At 66.7% G+C, this 16,949-nt stretch carries 10 protein-coding genes; 2 read left to right on the forward strand and 8 right to left on the reverse strand.

Annotation, left to right across the window (positions count from 1 at the left end):
- Positions 1-4,464: a glycosyl hydrolase gene (locus Poly30_RS23205; RefSeq protein ID WP_419190549.1), complete on the forward strand. Its 4,464-nt coding sequence runs from the start codon at positions 1-3 to the stop codon at positions 4,462-4,464.
- 182 nt (positions 4,465-4,646) lie between these two features.
- Here the strand turns inward: Poly30_RS23205 and Poly30_RS23210 are convergent, their stop codons facing one another.
- The 7 genes from Poly30_RS23210 to mutY all read right to left on the reverse strand — a co-directional run bounded on the left by Poly30_RS23210 (position 4,647) and on the right by mutY (position 14,773).
- Positions 4,647-6,359 carry a nuclease domain-containing protein gene (locus Poly30_RS23210; RefSeq protein ID WP_145203140.1) on the reverse strand — a complete coding sequence of 571 codons (1,713 nt, stop codon included), beginning with the start codon at positions 6,357-6,359 and terminating at the stop codon, positions 4,647-4,649.
- A gap of 37 nt (positions 6,360-6,396) precedes the next feature.
- Positions 6,397-8,490, reverse strand: a complete 2,094-nt coding sequence (locus Poly30_RS23215) for an McrB family protein (RefSeq protein ID WP_145203143.1) — start codon at positions 8,488-8,490, stop codon at positions 6,397-6,399.
- Positions 8,491-8,727: 237 nt separating this feature from the next.
- On the reverse strand, positions 8,728-8,898 hold the full coding sequence (locus Poly30_RS23220) for a CsbD family protein (RefSeq protein ID WP_145203146.1): 171 nt from the start codon (positions 8,896-8,898) through the stop codon (positions 8,728-8,730).
- 155 nt (positions 8,899-9,053) lie between these two features.
- Complete coding sequence (locus Poly30_RS23225; protein WP_419190550.1) at positions 9,054-10,046, reverse strand: lysylphosphatidylglycerol synthase domain-containing protein; 993 nt, start codon at positions 10,044-10,046, stop codon at positions 9,054-9,056.
- Positions 10,047-10,251: 205 nt separating this feature from the next.
- Complete coding sequence (locus Poly30_RS23230) at positions 10,252-12,516, reverse strand: HEAT repeat domain-containing protein (protein WP_145203151.1); 2,265 nt, start codon at positions 12,514-12,516, stop codon at positions 10,252-10,254.
- Positions 12,517-12,562: 46 nt separating this feature from the next.
- On the reverse strand, positions 12,563-13,525 hold the full coding sequence (locus Poly30_RS23235; protein ID WP_419190551.1) for a glycosyltransferase family 2 protein: 963 nt from the start codon (positions 13,523-13,525) through the stop codon (positions 12,563-12,565).
- Between the two features lie 114 nt (positions 13,526-13,639).
- A complete protein-coding gene (mutY, locus tag Poly30_RS23240; RefSeq protein WP_419190552.1) occupies positions 13,640-14,773 on the reverse strand; it encodes an A/G-specific adenine glycosylase in 1,134 nt (377 codons plus the stop codon).
- Positions 14,774-15,130: 357 nt separating this feature from the next.
- On the opposite strand from mutY, the gene Poly30_RS23245 reads away from it, so the two are divergent.
- Entirely contained in the window at positions 15,131-15,484 is a 354-nt protein-coding gene (locus tag Poly30_RS23245) for an HPF/RaiA family ribosome-associated protein (protein WP_145203160.1), read from the forward strand.
- A gap of 180 nt (positions 15,485-15,664) precedes the next feature.
- On the opposite strand, the gene Poly30_RS23250 is transcribed toward Poly30_RS23245, so the two are convergent.
- Positions 15,665-16,876 (reverse strand): hypothetical protein, encoded by a 1,212-nt coding sequence (locus Poly30_RS23250; protein WP_145203162.1) that lies wholly within the window; start codon positions 16,874-16,876, stop codon positions 15,665-15,667.
- Positions 16,877-16,949: the final 73 nt, after the last annotated feature.

The following is a 16,949-nucleotide window of genomic DNA, read 5'->3' on the forward strand; positions in this document are numbered from 1 at the left end:
TTGCTCGCTTCCCCTTCGGTGGGCCTGGCCCAGGAGGCGACCTACGACGATCTCGTCGCGGGCTTCGAGGATCCTCCGGCGCGTGCTCGGCCCGACGCGTTCTGGGCCTGGCTCAACGGACACGCGGATCCGGCGCGGATCACGGAGGAGATGGAAGCATTCCGGGCCGCTGGCTTCTCCGCGCTTCAGATCTGGGACGTGAAGGCCCACCGGGACCCCGAGGGAATCGTTCCCGTGGGGCCGGCGTTCCTGAGCGATGAATGGCTCGCGAACCTCGCCCATGCCAATCGGGAAGCGCTGCGCCTCGGCCTCGATCTCGGCATGGTCGCGGCGAGCGGTTGGAACGCCGGCGGAAGCTGGGTCGAACCGGAGCACGCCGGGCTTTCGCTCTTCTCGTCGGTGACCAGGGTCCAGGGGCCCCGAGGGCTCGAACTCACCCTGCCTTTTCCTGCGACGCCCGAGCATGCGCCACGGGACGCGGAAGGGCGACCGGCCTACTGGTCGACCGTGGCCGTCCAGGCGGTGCCCGCGGGCGATGGCGCAGGGTTCGAGGCCGATCGCGTGATCGACCTCACCGGAAAAACGGACGACTCCGGACACCTGCAGGCGGAACTACCAGCCGGTGAGTGGGACCTCCGCTGGTTCATACGCGCGAACTCGGGCCAGCGGCTCATCGTGCCGAGTCCGAACTCCGACGGGCTCCAGATCGACTTCTTCGATGCCGACGACAGCCGATGGTACTTCCACCACGTGCTCGACCGCCTGGAGTCCGCGCTGGGCCCCCTCGACGAATCCGCCCTGAAGTACCTGGAGGTCGACAGCCTCGAGCTGGAGGGCGGGCGGCTGAGCGCCTGGACCGAAGACATTCTGACGGCGTTCCGGGCGGAGTACGGCTACGACGCCGCACCATGGCTCACGTTCCTCGTGGACGATTCGCGTTCTCCGGAGGCGGCTGAGCGCTTCCTCCGCGACTGGACGAGGCTCGTGAGCGATCTGATGATCGAGAATCACTATCGAATTGGAAACGAGGTGCTGCGCGAGCGCGGGCTGTTGCTCTCCGCCGAAGCCGGCGGCCCGGGGCCGCCGATCTGGAGCAGCTGCCCCGTGGACGCGATCGGCGCGCTGGGCGCCACCGGTCTGGCTCGCGGTGAGTTCTGGCCCAAGCATCGCAGCATGTACAACGTCAAGGAGATCGCCTGCGCGGCGCACGTCTACGGCAAGCGCATCGTCGACTCCGAGTCGTTCACCTCGTGGCGGCACTGGCAAGACCTGCCCTACTACCTGAAGCTGCTGGCAGACCAGGCTTTCCTCGATGGCCTGAATCACATCACGTTTCACACGGCGCCCCACGGCGGCGGCGAGCGCGGCCTTCCGGGGTACGCGTACCACGCGGGCACGCACATCGGTCCGAACCTCGTGTGGTGGCCGATGGTGAAGCCCTTCATCGAGTACCTAGCGCGCTGTTCCTTTCTGCTGCAGGAAGGAACACCCGTGGAGGACGTGTGCTTCTACCAGGGCGCTGGCGCTCCGGTGTTCCATCCGCTGGGCGTGGACTGGGACCCGAGGGTCCGGCCTCTCGGCTACGACTACGACGTCGTGGACGTGCGGATGCTGCTGAACGGGATGACGGTCGAGGGCGGGCGGCTCTCCCTGCCGAGCGGTGTGAGCTACCGCATGCTCGTGCTGCCCGAGGCTGAGCCCATGGATAGGCGGGTCACGGAGAAGCTGGAGGAGCTCGTTCGTGCCGGCGGAAGAGTGTTGGGACCGGACGGTCTGGTCGCCGCGCTGACGGAAGCGCCACCGGACTTCCTCTGGGAGGGCGGCGACGCGCGGACGCGCCTCGGCTTCGTGCACCGAAGCGGAGAAGAGTTCGAGATCTACTACGTGGTCAACCACCACGAGCGCTGGGAGAGCGTGCACGGCATCTTCCGCGTGGACGGTCTGCAGCCGGAGATCTGGGACCCCTCGTCGGGCGCGATTCGAGAGGCTGCGTGGGAGCGGTCCGAAGACGGGCGAACCCGGGTCGCTCTGGCGCTGCCCCCCGGCGGCTCGCGCTTCGTGGTCTTCCGCAGGATGTCCGACGGAGGGAGCTGGAACGGCGACATCACGCTGGGCGACCTCGCTCGTGCCCATGGCGCAGGCGTGGACGTGGCGCACGGAGATACGCCCAACGGTCCAGCGTGGCTCTCCTCCGGGGAGAACGGGCCCGGGGACGAGTTCATCGTGTATGACCTCGGCGCGGAGGTCGCGCTGGAGGCGATGGATCTCTGGGCCTACCAGGACCAAACGCGGGGCCTCTTGACCCGCGCGATCAAGGAGCTGGCGGTCTCCACGTCGATCGACGGCGCCAAGTTCGAAGCTGTTGGCAGCTACACGCTCAGGCGCGCCCCCGATATCGGCGAGCGCGACTACGAAGAGCGCGTGGCGTTGATGGCCCCGAAGTCCCGCTTCGTTCGCTTCGACGTCGTCTCCAACCACAGCGACGACTGGTCAGGGCATACGTCGATCGTGGGCCTCGGTCGGGTCGAGTTTCTGACAGCGGGTGAAAGAGCGATCGAAGGCGTACGCGTCCACGACGTGTCCTCGGGCGTCGCCCATGACCCCGCCACCGACGGCGTGCGGGCGAGCCACCGGGACGGCTTCGAGCTGACCGGTCCGTGGATGCTCGAGTTCCCCCTCCGCTCTGGCGAGTCCAAGACCATTGAACTCGAATCGCTGGCCCCATGGGGGAGCCTGGAGGATCCTGATCTTCGACACTTCTCGGGCATTGCCACCTACGCCAGGACGTTTGCCGCGCCTTCAGGCTTGGCGAGCTCTGGCGATTCCGTGGACCTCGACCTCGGTCGGTTGGCCGGGGTGGCGCGGATCTTCCTCAACGGCGAGGAGCTCGGCGTCGCATGGCACCCTCCCTACGCGATCGATGTCACGAAGGCGCTGCGATCCGGCCTCAACGAGCTGCGCGTCGAAGTCGCCAACACATGGCACAATCGACTCGTGGGTGACGCAGCGCTTCCGCCCGAGGGGCGATCCACCGTGACGAACATCCGCGCTCCGTTCACACCGGAGACCGCGCTCCTGGAAGCGGGCATCCTCGGTCCGGTGCAGCTCGTGTCGACGGTCGACGCCGCGGCCACCCGACCGAGTCCCCGACCTGCGCAGCTGGCCTGGCAAGAAGCCGAGTTCGGCGTCGTGTTCCACTACGACCTGCACGTCTGTGGCGAAGGGCGCTACGTCCAGCGAGACGCGCGCGTCCACCCCGTCGAGGACCTCCAGCGCTTCGCTCCCGCCGAACTCGACACGGACCAGTGGGTGCGCAGCGCCAGGGACGCGGGCGCGCGCTTCGCGATCCTCACCGGCTCCCACGAGACCGGCTTCCGCCTCTGGCAGTCGGACGTGAATCCGTACTGCATGAAGGCGCTCGACTGGGGCGACGGCCAACGCGACATCGTCGGGGAGTTCCACGCGTCGTGCTTGAAGTACGGACTGAAGCCCGGGATCTACCTGGGCACCCGCTGGAACGCGCAGCTCGGCGTCCATGACTTCCAGGTCACCGAGCGGAGCTCTCTTACCCAGGCAGAGTACAACCGTTTGATCGAGCAAGAGGTCGAGGAGATCTGCACTCGCTACGGCGACTGGTTCGAGTTCTGGTTCGACGGCGGTGCGCACGGTCCCGATCAGGGCGGTCCAGACGTGCTCTCGATCGTCGAGCGGCACCAGCCGGACGCCGTTTTCTACCACAACCTTCAGCGAGCGGATGCGCGCTGGGGCGGCTCGGAGTCGGGGACGGTCCCGTACCCGTGCTGGGCGACGTTCCCCTATCCTGCGACTGGTTCGGGAGAGAGCGCGCGCCCTGAGATCAGCGCGGGCGGCTTCGCGCTACTGAAGAGCGGAGACCCGGAAGGTGCCTTCTGGCTCCCCGCCATGTCCGATGCTCCCCTGCGGGGCCACGGCGGGCACGAGTGGTTCTGGGAGCCCGACCAGGAGCACCTGATCTACCCGCTGGAGAAGCTGGTGGACATGTACTGCCGTTCGGTAGGTCACAACTCGACGCTGATCCTGGGCCTCACCCCCGACGATCGCGGCCTCCTGCCAGAAGCCGATGCAACGCGCCTGGCGGAGCTAGGGCAGGCGCTGAAGGAAATGTTCGGTACGCCGCTGGCCGAGACCGACGAGTCTTCGCCCGGGCCCTCGACCGCCCTCCCGATCGTGCTCGAACTGCCGCCGGAGACCCCATTCAATCTCATCGTGATCGAAGAAGACGTGGAGCGCGGCGAGCACGTCCGCCGCTATCACATCGAGATCCTCAACGACGGAGTCTGGCACGAGATCGCCGCAGGAACCTGCGTGGGCCACAAGCGAATCCACCGCCTCGCCACCCCCCAGCGCGGCAGCGCGCTTCGCCTGGTGGTCGACGAGGCCTCCTCTCCCGCCCACATCCGACGCCTGTCAATCGGCGCAAAGTAGTCCCCACTCACCCAAATTCCCGACCCTGCCCCCCCTACCGAAACATCCGTACCAGGTCCGTCCGTTCCGGAACGTTCGCACCTGGTCCGTCCGTTCCGGAACGTTCGGACCTGGTCCGTTTGTTCCGGAACGTTCGGACCTGGTCCGTTTGTTCCGGCAAGCGATCGTTCGAAGCTTTGGGTTCACGCCATCAGCCAGCCCAGGAGTCGATCGACCACGACCTGGAGTTGGCCCGTGTCGCCCGGGGCGGCGCCCACTGCCCCCGTGATGAAAGCGTCGGGCGGCGCGGTTCCTTGCAGGAGCTGTCGGACGTTGCACAGGATTGGCTCGCCGGCCACGTAGTGCACCTGGAACATCGCGCGCACCGGCTGGCGGCCGGTGAGCGGGTCGATCACTCGGCTCCGATAGTCTCGCATCTGTTCGAGCTCATCGCCGATCGAGCCTTCCCGCGCTCGACCTCGGCTGCGAAAGCGCGCCGTGCACTTCGCGTCGATGACGGCGGCGCGGCTTGGCTTTCCGGGGGCGGTCCATTCGACCCAGATATCCGGACGCAGGGCGGAAGAGGTCAGCGCCGCGCGGTAGGGCAACTCGGAGAGCGTGGAGCGCGCGTCCAGCCCCTCGATCACCGGCTCGAAGATGACCACGAGCTGACCTAGCTCGCCGCAGTCGAACTCCGTGGCGTCGCCCCGTCGTACCTCGGCCAGCCTCGCCTCGATGGCGTCTCGGCTCGAAGGGGCGAGCGCATCGCACAGCATCCGCACGCACGTGACGAAGACCCACACCTCGTAGAGTTCGGACGTGGTTTTGAATCGCTCCGCCGGCGCCTTGTCCGCTGCCGCGTCGTACTCGAAGAGCCGCCGCAGTGCGTCGTACGCGCGCGCGTAGGCTGCGACCCGATGAAAGGTCGGTGTCGGCTGAAGCTGCGTCCGCGGCTCCCCCACCCCCTGCAGCCAGGGCTCCTCGTCCAAGAGCTGCTGACAGCGACCCGTCACCAGCGAAGCGCGGCTTCTCGCGATCCGAAGCTGCTCGATCCGCCCATGGAGGCGCCTTCGCTCAGGAGCACTGAGCGCTCGCTCCCGCGCGATGCTGGCCTTGTCGACACGCTGGAAAGCCTCGACCTGCTGGGCCTCCTGAAGCGCCGCAGAAGCCGCCGTACGGAGGGCCTGCGCGCGCTTGCGCAGGACGGTCACACCGCGGGCGAATTGTCTGTGCTCCTCCACGTCCGCCGACACCCGCGTGCGCGACACCGTCAGAACGTCGGGCCGCATGACGATCTCCCCGCTCGGCAGCACGGCGGGCGCGTACCGCGCCGAGCGCAGGCGCTTGGGGATCTCACCCGGACGCCAGCGGCGACGCTCGATCAACTGCCCCTGCGTGCTTCGCGCCACCGGTCGAATACCGATCGCCGCCGAGATCAGGTCGCGCTCGAAGCCCTCGATTCGATCGAGCCGCGTGAGAAGACTCAAGGGCGACTGGCCGCTCGTCGCCCCGAGCTGACCGGCGAGGTCCGTCGCCAGCTCCGAACCGAGCCGCTCCAGCTCCGAGATGAGCGCCGGGCGAAGCCTACGCAGCTCCTCGGGAGCCTCGACCGTCGCGAAGATCACCGCGAGCCGCTGCCAGCCACCCGCCTGCTCGACGTCGAGCTGAATCTCCACGTCACCCGACGTGGACGCCAGGCTCGTGAGCGGCTCCCGCCACTCGGTCATGCGTGGATCGAGCGCGAAGAGCACGTCGCCGAGCAGTACCGCGCGCACGCGCAGCGGGCTGTCCGCGGCCTTCCGCCGAGAGCTGATCACGACCCCCGAAGAACGCCGCAGCGCGAACTCATCCCGCGGACGAACTTCGGTCCGAAACAGATGCCTCGCCACGCCGAACTCCGCCTCGCCGACCGGCACGCTCTCGATCAGATCGCCGCCGCGCCAGAGCTGGGCCTCAACTGAGCTGCCAGAAATCGCCGATGCCTCCCAGGGTCTTCATGCGTGCGATCAGGCCGTGACTCCGCGGGTACTCCGTCTCCTGGAGCGACGAGAGCAACTCGTCCGCGCTATCCAAGAAGTCGGGCTGATCGGTGCGCAGCCTCGGTAGCACGAACTGCACGATCGCAAGATCGAGGGCCTGCTGAATCGTGCAGAAATCCTGCAGGCCGCGCGCGCCAGCCACGAACTTCAGACAGCGATGCACCGTGCGGTAGCCGAGGTCCGAGCGGAGCGGAATCAGGAGCTCGTTGAGCTGAGCCAGCTGCTCCTGGACCCACGGAGGCACGTCAGCGCCGCTCCCGATCCAGCTCGACCACGTCCTCCAGGAGACGGGACTTCCCGCCTGGCCCGCGCTCTCGTCGATCACGGCGGGCAGTCGCCGGAGATCAGGTCGCCCGAAGGACTGAACGCACGCCCGATCCAGCACCTTGGGGCTGAAGAAGTGCGTCGTCTCGTCGATGTTCACCGTTCCGACGATCCGCAGGCTGTCCGGGATCGGAAGCCAGGACATCCCCTTGTAGGGATCGCTGTCCTCCAGCAGTCCGGGGCTGAAAAGACGGATCCCGCGGGCATCCGAGGGCTGCTCCATCGCGCTCAGGAAGGTCGCGAAGTAGTACTCGACGCGCGCGAGGTTCATCTCGTCGAGAACGAGCAGGCGAATCGGCGCCTCCGGATCGTTCATCTCGGCGGCGGCCGCCGCGAGGTAGTCCACGAGACCGGTGGCCGCAGGCAGGAAGCGTCTCGAAAGCGGGTCGTAAGCGCCGATCACGTCGCGGTCATCGAGCCAGTCGGGGCGCACTGGCACCGTCAGCATCGATTCCTGAGCTCCGAGCGCACGCGCATAGAGGCGCGGAAGGCTGGACTTGCCGACGCCGCTGCGGCCAGCGAGCACGCTGAGCTGCGAGGCTTTGAGCCCGAGGTGAAACGCGAGGAGATCGCTCTGCTCGAACTTGTAGCCGGTGGCCGCGATCGACTCGACGAGCTGCCCGAAGAAGTCGGCCTCCCCTTTGGCGTCTCCGGCGGGAGCGTTCTGTTCGCGGTGCGGAGCCTTCGCGGTGGTCGTGGGCTGACCACGCACCTCCCGCGGCTCGGGCCGAGCCAGCGGCTCGACAGGCGACTCGACGGGTGGGAAGAACGTCTGAAGGAGAACGCGTGCGCGCGGCGTGAACTGCTTGGCTGCCTCCGGGTCGGAGCCCATGACCTTGAGCGCCTTCTCCAGTCGATCGATCCGCCCCATCTCAAAGGCGTCCTCCGAATTCGCCATCGCGCGGATACGCTCGATCGGGGCGTCGTAGACGGGCCGCTTGAAGTCACTACCACGGAGCTGCTTGGCGTAAGCGAACGCCACCTCGTCCAGCGGCAGCGCGTCGATCACCTCACCTCCCTCCATCAGCTCCTGGAGCATGGCGGTCTGGAAGAGCTCGATCCGGATGTCCTCGGGCTCGACCCCGCGCTCGTGGACGCTGGCGAGCCACTGGAGCTTCTTGACCCCGGGATGCTTGCTTAGCTTCGAAGCAGGCACACGCGTCACCTCGGCCGTGTCGGCGTCGACGTGCCGGAACGAAAGCGTCTTGCTCGACGACTCCCATACGCCGAAGAAAGGGCCAACCAGGCCATCGTCGAAGCGCAGGAGCACACGCTTCCATGGACGGCGCGCGGCGGACACGCCGCGCGAGAACAGGTCATCGATCTTCGGCATCGGCCCCTTCACGTCGAGCACCTGCAGCCAGAGCTCGGAGGATGGCTGCCGACCGTTGAGCTTGACCTGGTACCGATCACGCTCCGGGTTGCTGAGCTCGTACGCGGGCGCGGGTTCGATGAACGCCACGTGGAGACTGCCCGCGACGAGCTCGCTCTCGGGAACGTTGTCGACCTTCCACCAGAGCCGGCCGCGGTTCTCGAACGTGTTCACCTCGAGCAGCTCTCCGGTCTCTTCGACCATGAGCGGGTACGCCAGACAGAACTGGTTCGATCCGGCGAAGAAGGGGCGCTGGTCCACACCGATGATGAGCCGATGCTTGGCGCCCTGCGCTGCCTGGGATGCGTTCATGGCACCAGTTTGCCAGCGGGGCGCTCAGGTAGACAGCAGAACCATCGAGAGTCGAGCCGCGCCGCAGCGGCCCCGCAACGCCGACCGCTATCGGACCGACCCGCTGTAACGGTCTCGTTCAGAATCGTGGGTGGATACGAAGGGAGCCGATCCCCGCACTTGCGGGGATCGGCTCTCTTCGGAACGGGCCGTTGAGCGCTCAGCAGGCCGTCGCGCGCTCAGTGGGCCGCCACTCGATCAGTTCGACTCTTTGATCTCGCCGACCTTCTTACGGGCTTCGCCAGCGACTTGCTGCGCCTTGCCCTTGATCTGCTGGGACTTGTTGTCGGTGGCTTTACCAACGGTTTCGTTGACCTTGCCTTCGGCCTTCTTCGCTGCGCCTTTGATCTTGTCTTCTGCTCCGCTCATGGGATTCGTCTCTCGGTGGTGCTGCGTTGGCAGCGGTTGTGGGAAAGAGGTAGGACGCATTCACGTCTCGAACCGCAAGATCGCCCGCAGGCCCTAAGCAACGCTAAAGGCCTGACCAATTCGGGTCCATACGACGGAACGATCCATCGCTCGCTTCACTTCGTCTTCCGGAGCAGCAGGGTATGCCCTACCGCCCCGAGGATGCCCACGCCGACCAGGTAGAGCGTGTGAAAGGCGAGCCCCGTCGCCGCTGCGTCGGCCTCTGGAACTCCCAGCGCCGCGAAACCCCACGCCCAGCCAAGGTCCAGGGCTCCGAACCCGAGGAAGCCGCTGATCGGCACCAGGCTTCCGAAGATCGCCAGGCTGGATCCGAAGAGCAGGTCGAACGCGCCGAGCGACTCACCGCCCGGACCGGCCAGACCGACCCCCGTCCCGAGAACGATGTAGACACCGAGCACCGCCGCCCAGACCGGCAGGCTCCAGAGGGCGGCCCGCAGTAGCGCTGGCTTCGAAACACTGCGCAGCGCTGCCTCCACCCTGTGCGTGAACGACGAGATGCGGGCCCCGATCGCCGTCCGCTCCAGCCCGAGCCGAACGGAGAGGCGCCGCGCCAGACCGAGCATCGATCCGCCCCGGAGAATCACCAGCGCCAGCGCGCTCGCCGCCAGCATCAAGACGCCGCCGAGTCCCGTCAGCCAGTCGAGCCCGGGCCGAGCACCGCTCAGTCCGAGCGCGAGGCAGGTCGCCCCCAGTACGACGACGAGCGTGAGCAGGTCGAACAGCCTCGAGAGCAAGAGACCGACCAGCCCGTGCTCCGCTCGAACGCCGACGCGGCCGAGGTGGAGCACGAGACTCGCCTCACCCACCTTGGCCGGCAGGATCTGGCTGTCCAGAATCCAGGCGGCGGACGCAGCCGTCAGGTCTTTCAGCCCCGGCACCGATTCGTCGCCGGAAGCCGCCAGCAGCCCCCGCAATCGCGCCGCCCGAAAGACGTAGATCAGCGCCTGAATCCCGAGCGCCAGGAAGAACGTGGTCGCCGGAATGGCCCTGACTGCATCCCAGACTTCCCCTGGCCGGATCCCTCCCCAGAGGAAGAGAAGCCCGATGGCGCCGAGCGCGACGGCGGCGGAGAGGACGAGTTTGAGCACCGAGGAGTGGCGAAGGGGATTGGGGGGCGCGTCGGGCGGAGACGAGCGAAGAAAGAAGGAGTGAGCCTCCGCAGCGCGGATGGCTCACCCCTTCTTATACGGACTCCTGCTCACCGGAAGGAGAGAGGGGTGTATGAAGCACGCGGCTCCCTACGGCGGATCCTACAGGAGCGAGAACCGGACAGAGACGCGCTCCAGGACCGGCCTACTGGACCTCGATGTAGATTCCACCGCTGTCTTCGGCCAGCCATTCCAGAACCTGTAGGCCTGTTCCAATCGCGATGGTGTTGATCTGGACCCCGCGGTTCTTGTTGAGATCGGCGATATCGTCCCTGATGAGCTGGGGGTCGGTCAGGTCACCGACCGACGGCTCGCCGTCCGAAAGAAGGTAGATCGTGTCCACATCGGGGTCGTCGAACGCGAATTCGAGCGCGCCGTAGAGGTTGGTGCCACCGCTGGCATCCAGGCGCGATACCCACAGCTTCGCCTCGGCTTTCGACATCTCCGAGCTGGAAGCGACCCCGCCGTCGAGCCAGCTCAACACGCTCCCCGAGAACGGCGCGATGTTGAAGAGTGCGGCCTCCGGGAGGGTCTCGATGGCCGCCATCAGCTCGTTCTTGGCCACGTCCATGCGCGTCATCGGCGTGGCGCTGACCGTCTTCGGGCGGAGCGGCTCGGCCATCGAGCCCGAGATGTCGAGGATGAAGAGCACGCGCTCCGACACGATCCGGATCCCGAAGAACAGGGGCTCTCCACGGTCCAGGTCCGTCGTCGAGATGTCCTTGAGGCGACGATCCGCTTCCTTTTCACGGAGCTTCTCCACCTCGGCCTCGCTCATCAGCTGGGCCTTGCCACCCTGATCCTTCAGCCAGCGATCCCAGATCTCGGCGCGCCGCCCGAAGGGTTGGCCGGTGAGATCGAACAGCACGTCCCCGAAGATCAGCTGCATCCGCCCCACCTCGTTCTGCATCTGGTCGACGATCGGCCTCAGCAGGTCCGTATCGCGCCGCTTGGCGAGAGACCGCAGCGCGATCAGCCTCGTGGACCAAACGGGGTGCTGCAGCCGCTCCTTCATCAGTTCGATCGAGCTCGACCGCCCGATTCTCGCGATCTCGGCGAGAGCCGCATTGCGAAGGGAGTCGTCCTCGTGGCTGGTGTACGTTTCGAGGCGAGTCAACCAGTCACTGTCGCCGTCGTAGAGAACGGAGAGTGCCTCCAGGAGCGCCGCCAGGACATCGTCGCTCTTCGTCTTCTCCAGGAGCTTCTCCATGTCCTTGATCGACTCCCGATCCCCGCGCGACGCCAGGGCCAGCGCCGTCGCCGCCACCAGTTCGGGCTCCTTGGCGCCCAGCCCCTTGCGCATCTTCTTGACGAACTTCTCGCCGCCAACGTACTTCGTCGCACGGATGGCAAACGCTTGGCTAGGCAACCGCCCCTTGCCGAGGAGCTTCTGCAGATCCTTCTCGACCTCCTCGTCCTTGAGTTCCGCCAGCATGTCGGCGATCTGCTGGCTGAAGACCGCTGGGGTCACGGTCTTCACGCCGATCTCCATCAGTTCGTCCGCCGCTTTCGCGCCCTCGAGATCCACGAGAATTCGAGCGGCCATGGCGCGTGCGGTCGCCGGGTTGTCGACCCGGTCGACGATGTCGCGCGCGTACTCCGCAGCCTTCGGACTCTCGCGCCGAGCGAGTTCCTCCAGCGCCGTCTGCCGCACCATCATGCTCTGCTCGTCCTCGAACGCTTTCTCGAGTTCACCGTCCTCGAACGAATCCATGATCGCCTTCATGGCGGTCGCGCGAAGGACCGCCGTCGGCCAGGAGATCTCAGGATCCGGCAAGCCCTCGCGTTCACGCTTCGTGCGGTTCTTCTTCTCGTTCGCCTCGCTCACGAACTCCATCACGTCCTGCATCGTCCTCTCGTAGATCGAGCGATAGAACTCGAAGTCCCCGCTGTCGCCTAGCTCCACGTGCATGGCGAGCGCGCGCTCGCGAAGCGTGTCGTCGGCGGTGGACATGATGATCTTCGCCAGGAACGGCTTGCCGTGTTCCGGCGCGCGACCGAGCCCGCGCAGCGCCGCCTCGCGAAGTTCCCGCTTGCGTTCACCGACCGTCACCTGCATCAGCTTCTCCAGCGCGGGCTCGAACGAATCGTCGACCCCGTCGAACTCCGCGAGCGCGTACAGCACCTCGCGCCGCATGTAGGTGCTGGCGAACGTGTCGTACGACTCCAGCAACAGCTCCATCGCGTCGCGAGTCCCGCGGGCAGCGAGTGCCTCCAGCGCAACCTCGTCGATTTCGTCCCTCAACTTCTTGATCCGAGCGGCGATCTCGGACGTCTCCAGCTTCGTCCAATCCGGTGCGTCTTCCCCCTCCTCCTGGGGGACAGAAGCAGCGGAGCCCGTGACGGCCGCGGCTGGGAGCCAGAGAAGAGCGGTCGGAAGGAGGCAGAGGAGCGCGGTCGTGATTCTCAAGGCGAAGTGGGGTCGGGGCCGAGTCAACGGCCAGGGAAGTGTGGTCTTAGCGCGAAGCGCGCCCACCGGTCGACCTGCCAGACGATCGTACTGGCGGATCCAGCGGCGGTCCCAGGCGTGCCTTCTTGTCGATCAAGTCGGCCACGAGCCCAAGGGTCAAGGTCTGAACAAGAGCCAAGAAGAGCAGGACCGATTTATCGCCGAGGTTGCCACCTACCGTGGCGACCTCTCCGTTCGGAAAGTAGGTCTTGGCGAAGAACATGTCGTAGGTCAAGGCCACGACGAGCAGGACGAAGAGGAGCCCCGCCACGGGGTAGAACACCTTGAGCGGGTTGAAATAGACGACCGTGCGGATGATCAGCGCCAGAAAGCCCAGCGTGTCCCGGATCGGGCGGATCTTCGAGGACCCCGAGCGCTCGGCGTAGTCGATCGAGACGTAGTCGACGCGGTGGTGATTCGTCAGCGAAGCGAGCGTGATCGTCGTCGTGAAGCTGAATCCCTCCGGTAGGATCGACTCGTATCGCAGAACCAGATCCCGGCGGATCGCGCGCAGCCCGGAGTTCAGGTCCGGGATCTTGACGCCCGCCAGATACGAGGCGATGTGGCGCAATGCGGCCTTCGCGGGCCTGCGCTGCCAGGGGATGTTCACGTCGTCCCCGGTCCTCGCGCCCACCGCCATGTCGGCGCCCGCGTCGACGTGGCCGAGCAGATCGACGATGCGATCCTCGGGGTAAGTCCCGTCCGCGTCGGTGATGATGACGATGTCGTAGGCCGCCGCCCGGAAGCCCGTCTTGAGCGCGGCGCCGTAGCCCCGGTTCATCGGGTGTTCGATCACCGTCAGCCGCGGGTACTTCGCCTGCAGCTCCTTCAGCATCGGCCCGGTCCGATCCTTCGACCCGTCGTTGACGACGAGCAGCTCGGTCTCACGGCCCAGGTCGAGCGCGAGCAGCCGCTCGACAACCCCCTCGATCCCGCCTTCCTCGTCATAGGCCGGGACGACGATGGTCACCCCCGCCAATGGGCTCGCTACTGGGGCGTGTTCGGGCCCGGGCGCGTCGCCAGGAGGGGATTCGTCTGTGCTGCTCATGGGTGGGCTTTGGACCGGATCTGCGGGCCAGACAGGCTAACGGCCCGACTCCCCACCGAACAGATCCGTCTGGCTTGCATCGCGGCGAAGGCGCGCCAGCACCTTCTTGGCCATCCCTGTGAGGGCCAACCCTTCCGCCGCCTCGTCCGGGAACCAGCCAACGTCGGGCCCGTGGCCCATCTTGGACTCCGAGCACGTGGCCGCCCGCACACGCCCCTTGATCCGGTGCTTCGTGATCCCGTGGGAGATCGAGAAGAGGTCATGGCTCGCCTCCAGCGCGGGCTCGATCTCGCTCGCGAGGTGATCGGGGAAGAGACCTGGCCCTTCCACCTCGACGGTCGGGAACTGCCACATCCCCCCCATCAGGCCGTCGGGGCCGCGCCTCTCCAGGAGCCAGGCACCGTCCCTTCGCGCCGCATAGATCTCGAGCGTCACCTCGATCGGCGCCTTCTTCGGTCGCGCCCTCGGAAGGTCCGCCGCCACGCCCGCCGCCCGCGCCCTGCAGTGCTCCGACACCGGACAGGCACCGCACGCGGGCGAGGTCGGCTTGCAGACGAGCGCACCAAGCTCCATCAGCGCCTGGTTCCACTCGCGTGGCGCCGCTTCGCTCGCGGGCCGCTCGACCACCATGGCACGCGCCGCCTTCCACGCCTCGCGCAGCAGCGGCCCCGACGTCCGAACGCCGTCCATCAAGAACCAGCGCGAGAAGACCCGCTCGACGTTCCCGTCCACGATCGGCACGGGCAGGTCGTAGGCGATCGACAGCACCGCGCCCGCCGTGTACGGCCCGATCCCCGGAAGGGCGAGCGCGTCATCGAGGTCGCGCGGAAACTCCGCCCCGTGCCGGTCCGTGATGACCCGCGCAGCCGCCTGGAGCGAACGCGCGCGCCGATAGTAGCCGAGCCCCGACCACGCCTCCAGCACGGCGTCCTCGCTCGCCTCGGCCAGCGCGCGGATCGTCGGGAAGCGCTCCAGAAAGCGCGGCCAGTAATCGAGCACCGTCTCGACGCGCGTCTGCTGGAGCATCGCCTCGCTGACCCAGATCGCGTAGGGGTCGCGCGTACGCCGCCAGGGGAGGTCGCGCTGCTCTCGCTGGAACCACGCGGTCAGGTCGCGACGTAGCGCGACGAGCGTCCCTTCGTCCGGAGCCTCGAATCGTGGGGCGATCAAGACGGCATCCGTCATTTGGTAAGAACGCCGATGCCGCAGGATTCAGCGATCCCGAGGGTCCACGCTGCGAAGATTCTGATCTCTGTCTCCATGTGATCCTGCGGGCTCCATGTGATCCTGCGGGCGAGATCCTATCAGGCGCAGGCGGCCAGAACTCGCCTACCCGTGGGCTTTGATCGATCTCGACCTCCCCGGGGCAGGACGCACCGTCGATCCAATCGACGCTGTGCGCTGCTGGAACGATGGGGTTGCCGGCTCAAAAGTCGTCGAAGATAGGGGTGCGAAAGGCGTTCAACGCCCGGGGAGCGGCGGGGCCGCTTTCCCCCTTGCATCCCCTTCCAACGAGGCAAAGAGATCATGAACCTGGAAATCCATACGCGCGGCGTCGAGATGAACGAGTCCCTGGCACAGCTGATCGAACGAAGGATGCTGTCAGCGCTAGGCCGCTTCGGATCACGCGTGCGCCACGTGCGCGTTCAGCTGACGGACCTGAACGGGCCCCGGGGGGGCATCGACACCCGGTGCAAGATCGAGGCATCGCTCGACATGCCCGGGTCGATCGTGATCCACGAGACCCACGAGACACCCTTCGCGGCCGTGGCGCACGCGAGCGAAACGGTATCGAGAGCCGTTCGCCGCCGCATCAAGCGCCTCGGCTCGAAGCGCCGCGCCCGCCGTCAGAGCCCGGACAAGGGCTGGAGCGCCGCGTGATCTCGGGAGGATGAGCTCCCCACGTTCCGAACCGCATCGAACGCGGACAAGAACGCCCCCGCGCCACGGCCATCGGCCACTGACGCGGGGGCGGGGCGGTTCGAACCGCATCGAGCCGCCATCGAACGACCGGCTCCACCATGAAGCCTCGAGCGCTGACGGTCGATCAGTCGATCCGCATCAGTTGAACGTGATCGAAAGACCGTCCGTGAAGTTCGAAACCGGCGTTCCCATGTTCGCGTCCCGGTGCCAGGCCTGGAAGTTCCAGGTTTCACCGGCGGCGATCGAGACGAGGCCGGTCGGCGTGGGCGTCTGGGTCAGGTCGAGCGCAAGGGAGAAGCTGCCGGCTCCGCCCGTGTTCTGGATCTGTCCAGCACCGACGTAGCGGCCGATCGCGCCCGCCAGGCAGAGATTGCCCTCGCTCCCCGCGGGATTGGCGACGAAGCCCTGGGTCGTGCTGGTGATGAAGAATCCGAACGCGCTGTTCGGCAGGTCCGCTGCGGTCAGCGTGACGTCGTTGCTGGCCGCCATGGTGCTACCGGCTCCGGAGATGGTTCCGGTGGCTCCCGTGGAGTTCGGGTTCGCCATGCAGTAGGCCGTACCGAAGCCGCCGCCCGGCGTGAAGCCGGCGGTGTAGCTGCCGCCCGAGAAGACCTCGCTTGCGAGGATCGCGTTCATCGGCGGCGCGGGATCGTACATCATCGTCGCGAGGTCGAAGTTGTGCAGCGGCGCAGGGTTGTCCTCGAGCATCCACACGATTCCGGCCGGATCGAACGCGAGTCCGTCGATATCGGTCACAGCACCCGGGTACGGACCCACGATCGTCTCCGCGCCCGTGACGGGATCCACGGTCACGATTCCGCGGCCGGTGTTACCCATGGTGTCCGTGTAGGTGGCCGTGTCGTTCGAGCAGTAGATCAGCCCGGTCGCTGGATCGATGTCCACGCCGCCGAAGTCGCCCGTGGTGGAGGCGACCGCGAAGAAGAGCGTCGAGTTCCCGGTCACGACGTCGATGTCCCAGAAGCCCTCGAGGCCAAGGGTGTCGTTGTCGTAGCCGAGCAGCATGCCGTTGTCGTAGCCGAGCCCGATGGGGACGAGAGTACGGCCCCCATCGTTGATCGTCCCGACCGTGACCGCAGGGTTTGGGTCGTTGTAGGGCCACGCCTTGAGCGTGGAACCGTCTCCGATGTACATCACGCCGCTCACGTCGTCGTCGGCGAGGGCCCAGGTGTCCGCGTCGGTCCAGAGTCCACTCGTGTTGGTCCCGGTGTTCTCGTCGAAGAAATGGTTGTCCGCGGCCGACGCGTCGTCGGTTCCGTAGGCGATCTGGGCGCTGGCGAGCGGCGCAGCGCCGAGCAGGATGGCTGGCAGTAGCAGGGTGACGTTTTTCATGAAGAAGTTCTTGGAAGAGAGTCGAGGAAAGAAGCGTGAAGCGCAACCAAGGCGTCCACGAGACGCCATGGCT

Source organism: Saltatorellus ferox (assembly GCA_007751475.1).
Lineage (GTDB): Bacteria > Planctomycetota > UBA1135 > UBA1135.

What these genes read in the sequence shown, in the direction of transcription:
- Poly30_RS23215 (WP_145203143.1), bottom strand. Translation starts at nt 8,490, where the DNA reads ATGAACGCATCCCAGGCAGCGCAGGGCGCCAAGCATCGGCTCATCATC.
- Poly30_RS23220 (WP_145203146.1), bottom strand. Translation starts at nt 8,898, where the DNA reads ATGAGCGGAGCAGAAGACAAGATCAAAGGCGCAGCGAAGAAGGCCGAA.
- Poly30_RS23245 (WP_145203160.1), top strand. Translation starts at nt 15,131, where the DNA reads ATGAACCTGGAAATCCATACGCGCGGCGTCGAGATGAACGAGTCCCTG.
- Poly30_RS23250 (WP_145203162.1), bottom strand. Translation starts at nt 16,876, where the DNA reads ATGAAAAACGTCACCCTGCTACTGCCAGCCATCCTGCTCGGCGCTGCG.